Annotated in this window: 15 protein-coding genes and 1 pseudogene; 12 read left to right on the plus strand and 4 right to left on the minus strand. The window is 66.2% G+C overall.

The genetic code is table 11. From position 1 onward, the window contains the following. Positions 1-115 precede the first annotated feature (115 nt). From HF999_RS06190 to HF999_RS22175, 4 genes are all read left to right on the plus strand, one after another. Positions 116-865 carry an MspA family porin gene (locus tag HF999_RS06190; protein WP_168545032.1) on the plus strand — a complete coding sequence of 250 codons (750 nt, stop codon included), beginning with the start codon at positions 116-118 and terminating at the stop codon, positions 863-865. Positions 866-1,401: 536 nt separating this feature from the next. Further along, positions 1,402-1,956 carry a hypothetical protein gene (locus HF999_RS06195; protein ID WP_168545033.1) on the plus strand — a complete coding sequence of 185 codons (555 nt, stop codon included), beginning with the start codon at positions 1,402-1,404 and terminating at the stop codon, positions 1,954-1,956. Positions 1,957-1,969: 13 nt separating this feature from the next. Beyond that, the gene (locus HF999_RS06200; protein WP_168545034.1) at positions 1,970-3,184 is read left to right on the plus strand and encodes a hypothetical protein; all 1,215 of its coding nucleotides are present in this window, start codon (positions 1,970-1,972) and stop codon (positions 3,182-3,184) included. 425 nt (positions 3,185-3,609) lie between these two features. Then, on the plus strand, positions 3,610-3,957 hold the full coding sequence (locus HF999_RS22175; protein WP_210733543.1) for a hypothetical protein: 348 nt from the start codon (positions 3,610-3,612) through the stop codon (positions 3,955-3,957). Positions 3,958-4,109: 152 nt separating this feature from the next. On the opposite strand, the gene HF999_RS06210 is transcribed toward HF999_RS22175, so the two are convergent. Continuing rightward, the gene (locus tag HF999_RS06210; RefSeq protein WP_168545035.1) at positions 4,110-4,901 is read right to left on the minus strand and encodes an acyl-CoA thioesterase domain-containing protein; all 792 of its coding nucleotides are present in this window, start codon (positions 4,899-4,901) and stop codon (positions 4,110-4,112) included. A gap of 120 nt (positions 4,902-5,021) precedes the next feature. Between HF999_RS06210 and HF999_RS06215 the strand changes: the two genes are divergently transcribed. The 4 genes from HF999_RS06215 (at position 5,022) to HF999_RS06230 (ending at position 7,515) form a co-directional block, all read left to right on the plus strand. Beyond that, positions 5,022-5,456: a hypothetical protein gene (locus HF999_RS06215; RefSeq protein ID WP_168545036.1), complete on the plus strand. Its 435-nt coding sequence runs from the start codon at positions 5,022-5,024 to the stop codon at positions 5,454-5,456. Positions 5,457-5,566: 110 nt separating this feature from the next. Beyond that, positions 5,567-6,283, plus strand: a complete 717-nt coding sequence (locus HF999_RS06220; RefSeq protein ID WP_168545037.1) for a FadR/GntR family transcriptional regulator — start codon at positions 5,567-5,569, stop codon at positions 6,281-6,283. A gap of 2 nt (positions 6,284-6,285) precedes the next feature. Further along, positions 6,286-7,149: a sterol desaturase family protein gene (locus tag HF999_RS06225; RefSeq protein ID WP_168545038.1), complete on the plus strand. Its 864-nt coding sequence runs from the start codon at positions 6,286-6,288 to the stop codon at positions 7,147-7,149. Between the two features lie 132 nt (positions 7,150-7,281). After that, the gene (locus HF999_RS06230) at positions 7,282-7,515 is read left to right on the plus strand and encodes a hypothetical protein (RefSeq protein WP_168545039.1); all 234 of its coding nucleotides are present in this window, start codon (positions 7,282-7,284) and stop codon (positions 7,513-7,515) included. 15 nt (positions 7,516-7,530) lie between these two features. Here HF999_RS06230 and HF999_RS06235 read toward each other — a convergent pair whose 3' ends face one another. Then, positions 7,531-8,250, minus strand: coding sequence for a PaaX family transcriptional regulator C-terminal domain-containing protein (locus tag HF999_RS06235; protein WP_168545040.1), 720 nt, complete (start codon positions 8,248-8,250; stop codon positions 7,531-7,533). Positions 8,251-8,444: 194 nt separating this feature from the next. Here HF999_RS06235 and HF999_RS06240 point away from each other — a divergent pair. The 3 genes and pseudogenes from HF999_RS06240 to HF999_RS06250 all read left to right on the plus strand — a co-directional run bounded on the left by HF999_RS06240 (position 8,445) and on the right by HF999_RS06250 (position 10,800). Next, positions 8,445-10,093: pseudogene (locus HF999_RS06240) on the plus strand (acyl-CoA dehydrogenase family protein). A gap of 45 nt (positions 10,094-10,138) precedes the next feature. Next, positions 10,139-10,384, plus strand: a complete 246-nt coding sequence (gene vapB, locus HF999_RS06245; protein ID WP_246207372.1) for a type II toxin-antitoxin system VapB family antitoxin — start codon at positions 10,139-10,141, stop codon at positions 10,382-10,384. Next, on the plus strand, positions 10,375-10,800 hold the full coding sequence (locus tag HF999_RS06250) for a PIN domain nuclease (RefSeq protein ID WP_168545041.1): 426 nt from the start codon (positions 10,375-10,377) through the stop codon (positions 10,798-10,800). The genes vapB and HF999_RS06250 overlap by 10 nt, the downstream gene beginning before the upstream one ends. A 12-nt stretch (positions 10,801-10,812) precedes the next feature. Here HF999_RS06250 and HF999_RS06255 read toward each other — a convergent pair whose 3' ends face one another. Beyond that, complete coding sequence (locus HF999_RS06255; protein WP_168545042.1) at positions 10,813-11,079, minus strand: hypothetical protein; 267 nt, start codon at positions 11,077-11,079, stop codon at positions 10,813-10,815. 113 nt (positions 11,080-11,192) lie between these two features. Then, on the minus strand, positions 11,193-13,715 hold the full coding sequence (locus HF999_RS06260) for a penicillin-binding protein (protein ID WP_312854041.1): 2,523 nt from the start codon (positions 13,713-13,715) through the stop codon (positions 11,193-11,195). Between the two features lie 247 nt (positions 13,716-13,962). Here HF999_RS06260 and HF999_RS06265 point away from each other — a divergent pair, with 247 nt between their 5' ends. Continuing rightward, positions 13,963-14,277 (plus strand): WhiB family transcriptional regulator, encoded by a 315-nt coding sequence (locus tag HF999_RS06265; protein WP_168545043.1) that lies wholly within the window; start codon positions 13,963-13,965, stop codon positions 14,275-14,277. The last annotated feature ends 2 nt before the right edge of the window (positions 14,278-14,279 follow it).

The raw sequence follows: 14,279 nt of genomic DNA on the forward strand, positions 1-14,279 counted from the left end.
GTGAACGGGAGTGTTGCGGGTGCGAGAGCGCTTGGGATGGAATCGGTTTCGTTCTGATGATCGGTGGGGTTCTTTAGCTTGTGGGCGTTCGTTCGCATCGCGGATGTGGTGCCCGGTGGTGCTGGTGTCGGCGCTGCTGGCGGCAGCGGTGGCACTGTTCGGTACGGCGACGGCAGGTGCTGACCCCGCCCCAAAGCCGTCCGGTGACATCACGCGGGTCAAGACCACACCTGATGGATTCACGATCACGATCAAGCTGCTCAAGAACCGCTTGGACGCAGTGCCCCCGCTCGACTCGTCCCCGTTCAGCCGCGAGGCGTTCTTGGCGGGGGACAACACGGTGAAGATCGATGGACCCCCTGGGGGCAAGCTGCTCGGCGCGAGCTTCGAAACGGGTTATCAGATTGGTTACCCCGCCAAGGTTGGCGCGGAAGGCGGCGCGACGGTGACTCTCACGACGCCTGATCTGTCGGTCAACGGCGGGGTGAACACGGGGCTGAACGCCTCCGTAACTCCCTCTGTCCAGGGCCAGGGCGGGATCAGCGGTGGTCAGCCGTCGGGGTCGGTCGGCGGCGGTGTCACGGGCACGGTCGGCGGCAACGTCGGCGCGAACGTCGGCGCGCAGTCCAAGATCATCCCTTCGCAGACGGCGACGTTCAAGATCGAGCACGGTGGGATCACCGAGGTGCCTATCGCGAAGATCGCCCTGACCTCGCCGTCGGCCTACCTGAGCCTAAGCGGCGTTCACCTGTCCGCCAGCGGCGCTGCGGGGCAGATGACCGTTCGCACATTCACCCGCGTGATCATGCGCACCGAGCTGGGCTCCACGCAGCAGGTTGCCTACGGTCCTGCGACAAAACTGTAGGGGGCTGACCAATGAGACTTGACGTAACTGCGCGTACCTTCGTTTCCGCTCTGATTGGCGTATCGGTTGCGGTGACTGCGGTGGGGTTCGCTGCGCCCGCGTACGCTGATCCTGCCGCTGATTGCCAGCGTGCGTGGACGCAGTATTGGACTTCGAACTTCCCAAACCAGCCCGTTCCACCCGTCCCCGCTGGCTGGTGCAAGCCGCCGACAACTCCGACGCAGACGACTATGGCGCCTCTTCCGACCGTGCCAACCAACACGGTGGCTGTCTCGCCCGTATCGCCCACAGAAACAACGCCAACCACGTCGGCTCCGTCTGCGATTGCACCGACTGGGTCGCCATCTGCACCCCTTACGCCTGCAAACCCCGCAGAGACTACAGCGCCGTTCCAGCTCCCAGGAAACGGCTCGCCGTCGGGTGGTGATTCTGAGGTGGTTGCGCTTCGCGCCATCTCCGCGCGAAATTACAACGTCCCAATTGATCGCCTCCGTAGCGAGTTTACGCAGTACGCGAAGGCGAATGATAAGCGCTATATGGACGTTTTGAATCAAGCCAAGGTCAATGCGGACAGGGCGGTCAATAGCGACGACACGGTATCAATTGGCGGTTCAGGGGGCGTGTGCGGAAAGCCGCCGAACCAGCAGCTTGGGCGGGCAAGAAATGTAGGCGACTTCTTCTTCTCCGACTCGTGTAAGGGAAATGGCATAGCGGCGTACAACCATGGGCACAATGGCATATTTGTGACATTGGAGGACACTGTTGAATCCAATGACGAGAAGGGGGTTCACTACGTTTATCGCGCAGATTTGACAATGCGTCTTAATCCGCGCAAGTACAGTGTGAAACTCAGCAACGCAGCGCGCGAAGGCGCTGCGTCTTACGCCAAGTCGAAGATCGGCAAGGGGTATAATGCGGCAGGGTTCGCCTTCAATAAGAAGGGTGGTCCGTCGGTTAATTCGTTCAACTGCTCTCAGCTGATCTGGGCTGCGTACTACGAAGCGCCAGGAGGTCGTGACCTTGACGACGGTGGGGGTCCTGGTGTGTATCCTCGCGATCTGACCACTGGTCCATACGTGTCAAGCTACTAGCGAGGAGCTGGCAGTGCAGCTACGACGACGGGTGCTCGGTATCGGAGCCACGATTGTTCTGGCGATCAGCGCTCAAGGGTGTGGTCCCGGGGAAGCTGACATCGATGTCTCTTTATTAGGCCCGTCTGTGGAACGCCTGCCTTCGGATGCTGTGGCAGCAGTGATGTTGAGTCCGCTCGATGTCCAATTCAAGAAGGGGTCGATCGCAGACATATCACGGCTGGTTTTCTTAAATCGCGACATGCAGCCCGTCGGACACTTGCGCGCCTTAGGGATGTTTCGATCTCAGTTGGTCAGGGTTGGGGACGTTCTCGGGTTCGTCGACCGTGAAAACTCTCTGACTGTCTCCAAAGACGGTCTGCAGCGCCGCCAGATGGGGCCGTTCGGTATCTCGGCGGTTGGCGCTTCTGCACGGCAATCGGGCCAGCAGGCTGTGATTTGGACCGACGGCGGGATTAAGTCCGCGCAGACTGGCTACGAATCGCACCTCGTGCGATTCAGGCCGAACGGTACCGTGGAGAGTGCCCAAGTTGAAGGTCGACTCGTCGCCTCTGGGGTGTGTGGCTCCGACCACCTTGCGATCATGGAATCGGTCGGTTCAACCCCAGCGTCGCGAGTTGTATCGGTCAGTGACTCAGGCATTCGACAGGGCGCGCCCTGGGCGGGCGGATCGTCCCAGAGTGGACGTGAAATGCCTTGGGCTTGCCTCAATCAACAGGTGAGAGTTTACCTCACCAACTCCACCTACGGCAACGGAGTCGGGGGCACGGGAGTGTGGACAATTGCGCTGGGAACCTTAGCGTCCGACGACGGCGAGAGCCACTATTTCAACAACTCGACCCCTGCCGAGTACGCAAATCTTCAAAATGAGTGGCGTTCGGTTGTTGCGACGGGTGATGCCTGGTGGCAAGAGGGCGGGGAGAGGCGATTCGTTCGTGAGGATGGAGCCGTTGCTCAACTCGCGGCGGACGGATTGAGCGTAAGCGAGGTCTTCCGAGCCAAGGCGCGCAACGAAACTGTTATGGCAGCTGACATGGTCTCGCCTCAAAGCTCGGGGTTGACCTATTCGATTGTTCGCAACGGTGATGCGGAGGATCAGGTGCTGTCCATAGTGTCCAAGCATGACGGTAGCGCGAAGAGGTTCGCCAACCTGGAGTGGTTGCGAAAGGCGACTCTGGGGCAGCCTTTCGGGATATCCGACGTGGCGGCCCTTCGAGAGATCGGCTGACTCGTCGCTGGGCGCGAACGGCACAACGATGAACCGCCGCGAGGTCGCTGTCGGCGGCGGGATCAAGCGCACGTGCCGACGACGCCGTTCCACGCGCCAGCCGTACTCGCGGGCGAGGTCGATGAGGTCGGGCAGGTCAATGCGTCTGACCTGACTAATGGGAAGTACTAGGTCAGTCGACATCAGTTCGGCAGACTTGGTATCGGTAGCCGCTGCTGGGTGAGCACTCAACCTGACCGGGCGTGTTCTGGAGCCCTTTGTTAAGACCGTGCCCTCAGCGGTGCGCCAGGAAGGTCGATCGCTGGTGGGATGTCGTGCCGGCTCCTGTCCATCGGGGGTGTGAGCACTGATCCATTAGTTCGCGGCTTACCTTCTCGGCTCGGTCACCAGAACCCTCGATCCCCGGGGGTGACGAAGAGGAGGAGGTGCTGAAGATGTTGTTCATCGGAGATGACTGGGCCGAAGATCACCACGATGTGGAGCTTCAGGACGAAGAGGGGCGGGTGTTGGTGGTGACGGTGGCCGCCGCCGTGGTGCAGTCAGTGCTGGTGCGCCGATGGTGGCGTGGTGTCGCGACGGTGGCAGCGCCCGTGATCGGCGGGCTGATCATCCTGTGGGCGCTCGCGCACAGGGATGGATACCTCGGCGTCGACGGACCACGGCTGCCGATTCTGGTCGTATTCGTTCTGGTGCTCGTCGGCGTCGGCGTCGGGGTACGGGAGATCGGGAGTCGAGTCGGCATCGCGTCGAGGGCTGGACTGGGTGAGCAGTAGCGCCCTCTGCCAGAACCGACCGCCAGGCCGTGGTGCTCACGGTGCCGCCGAAAGGGGCACGGTGGTTGGAAGCGACGAAGCCTTACGCGCTGCGGGCCGGTCGATCTGGACGACGGTGACCGGGCGCTCGCCAGCGCCGACGTACGGCGCGCTCAGGACGATGTCGGACCGTGGACGGCGGAGCCGGTGGCGATACCGGTGACCGTGCACACTCCGAAGCGCCCGCCGCGGTCGAACATGCTGGCCGAGGAGATGCTGACACCGGCGACGGTGACGAATTGATCTGCCTCCAAGCCGATCTCGTCACTGATCGGGGCGCGAGCGAGCGCCATCGAGACATCGCCGTTGATGGTCTCGACGCCACCCGTGCCCATGCCGGTCACCAGGTTGGTGCAGTCGGAGACCATCGCGGCGCGGGCGAAGGGCGTGGTGTCCTCGCCGTCGAGCACCCGCCAGCCGACCGTCCAGATCCGTTTGCGCTCGGCGTTCGCCCACACGTCGGGAGTCTCGGCGGAGATGTAGTCGCCGCTCCCGCTCGCCATCGCCAGACGCAACCCGTCATCGTGCGGTGGCGCGGGGACGTGCGGATCGGACCAGACGACACCGTCGGGCTGCGGGGCGGGGTGGTAGAACGTGGCGGTAGCGCGGACGACGGTCTTGTCCTCCTGGACGATCTCGGCCTCCGACACCCGGATCCGGCGACCCGAGCGGACGAGGCGGGTGCGCACCTCCAGGTGCCCGGAGCGGACCATGCGGAACATGTCGCAGTGCCAGCGAGCGCCGACCAGCCCTTCGCCGAACTCGGTGTCGAGGACCTGCGCGAGGAGACCCGTGATCGCCGGGCCCGATAGGGTGCCGGGCGCCCAGCGCCCCTCCGCTGCGGCCAGCGAGTCGAAGCCGCCGCCGCTACGGGTGAATTGTGGTGATACGTCCTGCCTGGTCACCCCTATCGGTCTACCAGGCGCCCCGACGGCACCCGTCGGCAACCCGGCTGTCAGCAGCGCAGTCCGCCCCGAACGACGACCTCGGCCCTCGACCGGGCCGCCGGACGGTAGAACTGACGGATGGCGATCGACGCGATTCACCTCCCGCTGGATACTCGGCTCACCCTGCTCGCCGCCGGCCTCGTCTTCCTCTGGGCGCTCGCGTTGGGGGTGTGGAAGTACCACGGGATCCTGACCTCGCCCGAGCATCAGGCGCACGTGTACGTGGACATCGCGCACCGCGCCGCACTGCTGTACTCGTTCGCGCTCCTGCTGACGGCGGTCTTCGTGCAGCTGAGCGCCTGGCCGCAGTGGGTCGACCTGACCGCCGCCGCTGTTCTGACCTTCTTCTTCGTCGCCGCGATCGCCAGCTACTGCTGGCACGGGGCGCGCCGCGACACCGACAACCAGCTCGCCGCTCCCGCTCATGGGGTGCGAGGGTTCATGATCGCGCTGATCGTCGGCGAGATCGGCGCGTTCGTCGTTCTTCTGGCGGGATTCGTCGCAGCCTGGTAGGCGGAGCGCCCCGAACCGGGCGCCCCGTCTGTCGCAAAAGCGGGCGACGAAGATCGTCACAACTGGTCCAACCAGTTGATCTATTGATCTGTCTGTGTCATCGTGGGGTCATGGAACTTGAGCCCATCACCCGCGTCGCGGTCTCAGACGAGGTGTTCGCGCGGCTCGCCGACGAGATACTGTCGGCGCGCCTGTCACCCGGGGAGCCGCTGCCCGCTGAGCGGCTCCTCGCCGAGAAGTTCGCGGTGAATCGTCATGCGGTGCGCGAGGCGCTCAAGCGTCTGCGTCAGGCCGGCCTGATTCACATCGCCCAGGGCGGGAGGACGCGAGTCCTGGACTGGCGGGAGAACGCGGGTCTGGACATTCTCAGCGGCGTGGCCGCAGCGGGAGTGGTTCCGCCTCTCAAGGTCCTGCTCGACATCACGCAGATGAGGCTCGTGGTCGCAGCAGATGCGGCGCGGCTGTGCGCCGTACGCGCTGACGATGAACGTCGTGCGCTCATCGTCGATCTGGCGCAGCAGTACCCGCAGGGCGGCTTCGAGGCGGATGAGCGGTTCTGGACCGCGGTCATCGACGGTTCGCAGAACGTCGCCTATCGCCTGTCCCTCAACACGCTGCTCGCCGGCATGCACGACGTCGGCGAAACCGTTTTCCGCGCTCTGGAACTCGACCGCGAGTTGCTGGACAGGCAAGCGCATCTTGATCTGGCTTCAGCCATCGCGCGCGGCGATGCCGATGAGGCCCGCGCGGTGACGACTCAGATGCTCGGGGGAGTCATCACGGCACTGCAGGAAATGACCCAATCGATCGAGGAGACCACGAACTAATCATGTTTGACATCATTCTGCCGGCGATACCGGTCTTCGTCGTCCTGCTGGTCGTGGAGTACCTCTCCTTCCGGCTCCGCCCCGACGATCACGAGTTGGGCTACGACATCCGGGACTCGCGCACGAGCCTGACGATGGGTATCGGCAACGTCGTCATCAACATCGGATGGAAAATGGTCTCGCTGGTGGTGCTGGCCGCGGCGTTCATGATCTCACCGTTCTCGTTGTCGCCGACGAACCCGCTCACCTGGGTCATCCTGTTCTTCGCTGACGACTTCCTCTACTACTGGTTCCATCGCACGCACCACACCATTCGAATCCTGTGGGCGAGCCACGTCGTGCATCATTCGAGCCGGTACTTCAACTTCTCCACCGCCCTCCGGCAGACGTGGACGCCGTTCACGTACCTGCCGTACTGGATTCCACTGGCACTGCTGGGCATGCCGCCGTGGATGATCATGCTGCAGCAGTCGATCAGCTTGATCTATCAGTTCTTCATCCACACCGAGCGTGTGGGAAAGCTCTGGCGTCCTATCGAATTCGTACTCAACACCCCCTCGCATCATCGGGTTCACCACGGCTCCAATGCGCAGTACCTCGACCGCAACTACGGCGGCATCATGATCATCTGGGATCGACTGTTCGGAACCTTCGAAGCGGAGGGCGAGCGGGTCGTGTACGGCCTGACGAAGAACATCGACACGTACAACCCGGTCAAGGTGGCCACGCACGAGTACGCCGCGATCTACCACGACATGCGCGGAGCCTCGAACTGGCGCGATCGATACGGTTACCTCGTGCGAGGGCCCGGCTGGGTTCCGCAGTCCACCGCGGAAGCAGCCGCGGCGGAGTCCGCATCGAAGTGATGATGCGGTGGAGGCGGATCGTCGGGTAACGGACACGCAACGGTCACCTGCAATTCGTCACACGGGCCACTCGAGCCACCTACTGTGCGGATGGAACGGCCCCGTCCGGGGGCCGCGCAGAGAGGGAACATCATGGGGCTCGCAGGCAGCGTCCGCAGCGAACTCGACGATCTGACCACCCAGCTCACACTCATCGCCGATTCCATCGGTCGCACCGGCGACGACCTCCAGATCGATGCCCGCAGCCTGCACGAGACCGGTTCGTGCGACGCGGTCAACTCCATCGCCCGTCGCCTCGACGATCAGGGGCAGCAACTGCGCAAGCTGCAGGCGCGGATCACCACGGTGGCGCACACCCTCGCCTGATCGGCCGGGGCCGGCTCAGCCCCGGCCGATCCGCATCTCCGCGAGCCAGGCGCGGAAGTCCGTGTAGGCCGCGGTGAGCGCCTCCGCCGGCCAGTCCGCGGGAGACAGCGCCGGCGGCAGCAACGGGTCCTCGTAGAGATGGCGCACCAGGGCCACCATGGTCAGGAACCGGGCCTGCCCGTCGTCGCCGGCGTCGTCGACCGCGGCCAGCAGAGCGTGGCCGCGTCGGGACCACTCCGGCAGGTTCCACAGCGTGTGCGCGAGTTCGACGGGGTCGTCCTCGGGTCGGGCGGAGAAGCGTGTCGCGACGTCCCGCACCGCAGCGGGCCACGGACGGTCGATGTTCGCCGGCCGCATCCACACCCCCTCGCGGAGCTCCGCGAGGCGCAGCCGGGTCATCTCGACGCGCAGGCCCGCGCGGTGGCCCGCGCTCCGGCCGCTCGTCGTGATGATCGCCGTCTCCCAGGTCCCGTCCCACGCCGTCGTCGCGGGGGCGTCCGTGCGCGCCTGACGGTGCACCAGCCGCTCGGAGAGCGCGTACCGTCCGCCTTCGCGCACCAGGTCGCCCGAGGTCACCATGCGCGACATCGCCGCGCGGGTCGTCGATTCCGAGATCCCGAACAGCCGCATCGCCGCCACGATCTCACGTCCCTCCAGCTCGGGCGGGTGAGCTCCGAGCAGCAGGCTGAGCACGGCCGAGCGTGCCGAGACCGTCGTGGTGAGGGAGGGGGACATCGGCGTCGACGCTACACCGCGGTGCCCGGCCGCCCAGCGGGTCGACGGTCCGGGAGGAAGCGATGACGGAGGCGAGCCGGTGCGCACTCGGGGTCACGAATCCATTGCATTTCTGGTGCGGCTGTCATGGATATGCAACACTGAGTGCAACGGCTCGGGAGGGTCGCGCACCGTCGAACCGGAGGAACCGCAGCATGCCCACGCACGAAGTGACCAATCAGGTGCCGCCGCTGCTCGGCTTCAACACCGCCGAGACCCCGATGATCGACGACGCGTTGCGGCGTGCGCACGTGGACGCCGCGCAGTTGGACGAGATCCACGCGCTCGGGGCGCTCGGCGGTACCGCCGAGGCCCTCGAGTGGGGCGATCTCGCGGAGGCGCACCCGCCCGTCCTCAAGACCCACGACCGGTACGGCAACCGCGTCGACGAGGTGGTGTACGACCCCGCCTACCACCAGCTCATGAAGGTCCCGTCGAGCACGGCCTGCACGCCGCGCCGTGGGCCGAGTCGAGCCCTAACGCCCACCTCGTCCGCGCCGCGAAGTTCAGCGTGTGGGGCCACGTCGACGCCGGACACGGCTGCCCGATCTCGATGACCTACGCCGTCGTCCCGGCCCTTCGCGCGAATCCGGCGCTCGCCGCGCAGTACGAGCCGTTGCTCACCGCGAAGGAGTACGACTTCGGTCTGCGCGCCCCGCTCAGCAAGCGCGGCCTCATCGCCGGCATGTCGATGACCGAGAAGCAGGGCGGCTCGGACGTGCGTGCCAACACCACCCGCGCGATTCCGCAATCCGATGGGACGTACCGGATCACGGGCCACAAGTGGTTCAGCTCGGCCCCGATGTCCGACCTGTTCCTGACGCTCGCGCAGACCGAGTCGGGTGTCTCGTGCTTCTTCATCCCTCGCGTGCTGCCCGACGGGACGCGCAATGCCTTCGCCCTGCAGCGCCTCAAGGACAAGCTGGGCAACCACTCCAACGCCAGCAGTGAGGTCGAGTACGACGACACCGTCGGTTGGCTGGTCGGGGAGGAGGGCCGCGGGGTGCGCACCATCGTCGAGATGGTGAACATGACCCGCCTCGACTGCGTGCTGGGCACCGCGACCGGCATGCGGGCCGGACTCGCCCAGGCCGCGCACCACGCCGCGCACCGGAAGGCCTTCGGCGCCGAGCTCATCGATCAGCCGCTCATGCGCAACGTGCTCGCCGACCTCGCCGTGGAGGCCGAGGGCGCGACCACCGCGGGCCTGTGGCTGGCCGCCCTCACCGACCGTTCCGTCGCGGGCGACGAGGACGCCTCGGCGCTGCGCCGGATCGCCCTGGCGGTCACCAAGTACCACGTCTGCAAGCGCGGCCCGATCCATGCCGCGGAGGCGCTGGAGTGCTTGGGCGGCAACGGATACATCGAGGACTCGCGGATGCCGCGCCTGTACCGCGAGGCCCCGCTGCTGTCCGTCTGGGAGGGATCCGGCAATGTCGCAGCCCTGGATGTCTTGCGCGCCATGGCGCGGGAGCCGCAGGCCGTCGCCGCCTTCTTCGAGGAGCTCGACGCCGCCACCGGGGCGGACGCCGCGTACGACGCCGCGGTCGCCGAGCTCAAGGGCGCCTTCGGGGCGCTCGACCTCGGTGATCAGCAGGCGCTGCAGTTCGGCGCCCGTCGCCTCGTCGGTCAGATGGCCGCCGCCCTGCAGGGATCGCTGCTGGTCCGCTTCGGCCACCCCGCCGTCGCCGACGCCTACACCCGCAGCCGGCTCGCGGGCGACCGCGGCGATGTCTTCGGCACGCTCCCACAGGGTGTCGACACCGCCGCGATCCTCGACCGCGTGACGCCGAAGATCGGCTGAACAATTCACCTTCGGCCCCGCACTGGGACGTGATATCGCGCTATCATGGCATTGGAGGTGGTATCGATGCCGAACGTGCTCATTCGCGGACTCAGCGCCGCGGCCGTCGAGAGGATCGACGAAGATGCGGCCGCCCTGGGATTGTCTCGCAACGAATACCTTCGGCGCCGATTCGAGGACGGACTTCCGATGCAGTCGGACGTAGCGGTGAGCGCTGAGGACTGGGCCAGGTCGGCGGACGCCTTCGTCGATCTGGCAGATCCGGATGTCATGGACGCCGCATGGCGGTGACGGAATGGCTGATCGACAAATCGGCCTACGTTCGGCTCCAGCAAGGAGTCGCCGCGGATCGCGACACGTGGAACCGACGGATTGAGCGTGGCCTCGTTCGGCTCTCGCCGATCACACGACTGGAACTCGGATTCTCCGTCCGCTCCGGCGAGCTCGGCCGAGAAGCCTTCGCAACCCCACCGTTGTTGCTGATGCCCATCGAGCGCCTCACTCCGGCAATGGAAGACCGTGCCTGGGAAGTGCAGATGCTGCTCGCGGACAAGGGGCAGCACCGCGCCCCCTCGATACCGGACCTGTTGATCGCCGCGACCGCGGAGAAGGCGGGATTGACGGTGCTCGCCGTCGACAAGGGTTTCGGACTGATCGCGGAGATCACGGGGCAGCCGATAGAGACGCTCGTTGTCATCCAGTCGTGACGGAGTGGCCGATCAGGATGTGATGACCGGCCACATCGCCGGCGCAACCACCTCTTTGAGCTGCGCCCACGGCACGGTGATCGGGTAGTAGTCGCCCGATGCATGGCTCACGCCCGCATACACAGTGAGCCCTTCGGGTGAGGGGACCCAGTTCGCCATGTCGCGGGCCGGGTCATCGATGAAGGGGGCGAACCCGCCGGGTGCTGCAGTGCTCGACTTAACCAGCGAGGCCAGCTTGTTCAGGCCGTCGGTGCTGTCGGTGAACAGCCCGGCTACCACGCCGCCGCCGATGTACGTGCGTCGGCGATCCCGATGTCCCGGACGAGCAGGAGACGACGGTCACCGTCGAACCCGCCAGGAGGAGCGCCACGACGGCGCGTCCGCCGCGCACGTCAGTTCCCCGGGGTCGGCGCCGGCGCGGGCACCGGGCCGCCGCCCTGGCCACCCGCACCGGGGATGGTGAACTGCCCGAAGCCCGGGATGGTGATGGTGGTGCCGCCCGGCCCCGTCTGGACGCCGGGGAGGGACGGGGTCGCCGGTGCGGGGGCGATGCCGTTCGACAGGTTCAGGGTGATCGTCGACCCGGGCTGCGTGAAACCGGACGGCGAGGTGGAGACGACGGTGCCGTTCGGCGCGGAGTTGTTCACGTACGCGACCGTCGCCTTGAAGCCCGCGGCCTCGATCCGGGACCGCGCCGCGGCCTCGTTGAGTCCGATCACGTTCGGGATCTTGCCGGGGCCGAAGCCGTCCCGGTACTTCGGGTCGACGGAGGGCAGCGCGACGGGCCCGTAGATCGTCGAGATCGGTTTCATCGCGGTGTACCAGGCCAGCGCCGGCTCGTTGCCGCCGTAGACATTGCCGTCGCCGCAGGGCCGCAGCGGGCTCGTGCAGATGGGGCCGGGGGAGTTGCCGTCGTTGTAGACGTAACTGGCGCCCGCGTACTGGTTCGTGAACGCGAGGAAGGCCGACGAGCGGAAGGTCTCGGTGGTGCCGGTCTTGCCCGACAGCGGCAGTGTCCACCCCGCGCGGGAGGCGGAGCCGGCGGAGGTACCCGCGCCGCGGTCGTCCTGGCTCAGCGCGTTCGCGAGGGTGTTCGCCAGGCCCTTGTCGATGACCTGCTCGCACTTCTCGGACTTGAAGGGCACCGGGGTCGTCTCCGGCTTACCGTCGGGCCCCACGGACTGCGTGCCGTCGCTGTTGCGCTTGGGCTGGGTGATCGACTGGATCGGGTTCGCGGGGCACCACATGCCGCCCGACGACAGCGTGGCGGCGACATTGGTCAGCTCGAGTGCGCTCACCGCGGTCGGACCGAGGGTGAACGACGCCAGGTTCTGCTTCTTGAACATGTCGGCGAGGCTGTCGCTGCCGAAGCCCGAGCTCCCGGGCAGGGTGTACGAGCGCATGCCGAGCTTGACCGCCATATCGACCACCGGGGTGACGCCCACCTGCTCGATCAGCTTGACGAAGGGCGTGTTCGGCGAGGTCGCGAGGGCCTGCGTCAGCGACATGGAGTACGGGTACGAGCCCGCGTTCTTCACGCAGTAGGAATCGGACGGACAGCCCGCGTAGCCGCCGTGCCCCATCCCCTTGACCTGCACCGTGGACGGCACGGTGACATTGGTGTCCAGGCCCATGCCCTTCTCCATGGCCGCGGCCACCGTGAAGATCTTGAAGGTCGAGCCGGCGCCGTCGCCGACCTGGGCGAAGGGCTCGGGCTGGACGGTCTGCCCCTTGCCCACGTCCAGGCCGTACACCCGCGAGGAGTTCATCGCGACGATGTCGTGCGAGGTCTCGCCGGGCTTGATCACGTTCATGACCTGCGCGACATTGGAGAGCGTCGGGCTGGCGGTGGCGGTGAGCGCCGATTGCACCGAGTCCTGGACCCGCGGGTCGAGCGTGGTGCGGATCGTGTAGCCGCCGCGCATCACCAGGTCCTTGGAGATCCCGGCCTGGGCGAGGTACTGCAACACGTAATCGCAGAAGTAGCCGCGGTTGGCGACCGCCGAGATGCAGCCGCCGGGCAGCGTGTTCGGGCGCGGGAGGACGCCGAGGGGCGCCTGCTTGGCCGCCCGGTACTCCTCGGCCTGCTTCGGGAAGTTCGCGATGAGCGTGTCGAGGACGGTGTTCCGGCGGATCGTGACGCCCTGGGGGTTGGTGTACGGGTCCAGCGACGAGCTCGACTGGACCATGCCCGCGAGCATCGCCGACTCCGGGATGCTCAGCTGCGAGGCCCGCTTGCCGAAGTAGGTCTGCGCCGCCACCTCGATGCCGTAGGCGCCGTTGCCGAAGGGCACCAGATTCAGATAGCGCGCGAGGATCTGCTCCTTGGCGATCACCTTCGCCTGCGCGTCGTCGACCCCGTGCTCCTTCTTCGCGCGTTCGGTGAGCGTGCGCTCGAGCGTGAGCGCCATCCGGACCTCGCGGAGCTTGCGGGCCGGGGTGGTCTCGACCGCCGCGCGCCGATCCGCGTCCGACTTCGCGAGGACGAGCAGCTGGTAGTTCTTGATGTACTGCTGATCCAGCGTCGACGCGCCCTGTTGGACCTCGCCCGCCGACTGGTTCTTCAGGAAGGCCCGCAGGGTGCCCTGGTAGTCCACGCCGTCGTGCTCCATGAACCGCTTGTCCTCTATCGAGATGATCGAGCGCACCATGTTCTGCGAGATCTGATTGAACGGGACCTGCACGCGCCGCTGGTCGTAGAGGTAGGCCATCGGCGCTCCGGTCGAGTCGACCACCGTGGTCACCTCGGGCACCTGGCCCTCGAGCAGCTCCGAACTGATGTTGTCGACGGTGTCCGCCGCACGGTTCGAGATGAGGCCGACGCCGCCGACGTACGGGAACAGGACACCGGCGACCAGCAGACCGGCCAGCAGGATGCAGCCGACCAGTTTCGCGATCACTCCGGGTTTCGACACGGTCACCAGGATACGTGCCGACCCGCACGATTCCGGGGTCCCGACGCGCCGACCAGGGCGTCGGTACGGGCGTACAGATTTTCTTGGACCACTGTTCCGATCTACCTCGGTCCTCGACTTGTGTCCTCCGTGTGATTCAGGTAACACTATTGCAGAAGATGTGGTGACCACCTCGATCGGCCCCCCGTACACCTCCGGGACGGACCGAGGGAGGGCCGGGGCCATGACACGCGAAAGGGGATGTCACATGACAAGTGCACGGGTTCTGGTCGACGACGAGGATCGCCTGGTTTGGGTCTCCAAGGCCAAGTGTCGCGACGTCGATCCCGATGAGCTGTTCGTCCGTGGCGCCGCCCAGCGCAAGGTCGCGACCATCTGCCGCCATTGCCCGGTCCAGCTCGAGTGCGGTGCCGATGCGCTCGACAGCCGCGTCGAGTTCGGCGTCTGGGGCGGGATGACGGAGCGTCAGCGCCGTGCCCTCCTCCGCCAGCACCCGGAGGTCACCAGCTGGCGTGCCTTCTTCGAAGCTCAGCGCGAGCGCAAGCGCGTCGTCGCCGGCTGACT

The organism is Tsukamurella spumae, from assembly GCF_012396015.1.
Lineage (GTDB): Bacteria > Actinomycetota > Actinomycetes > Mycobacteriales > Mycobacteriaceae > Tsukamurella > Tsukamurella spumae.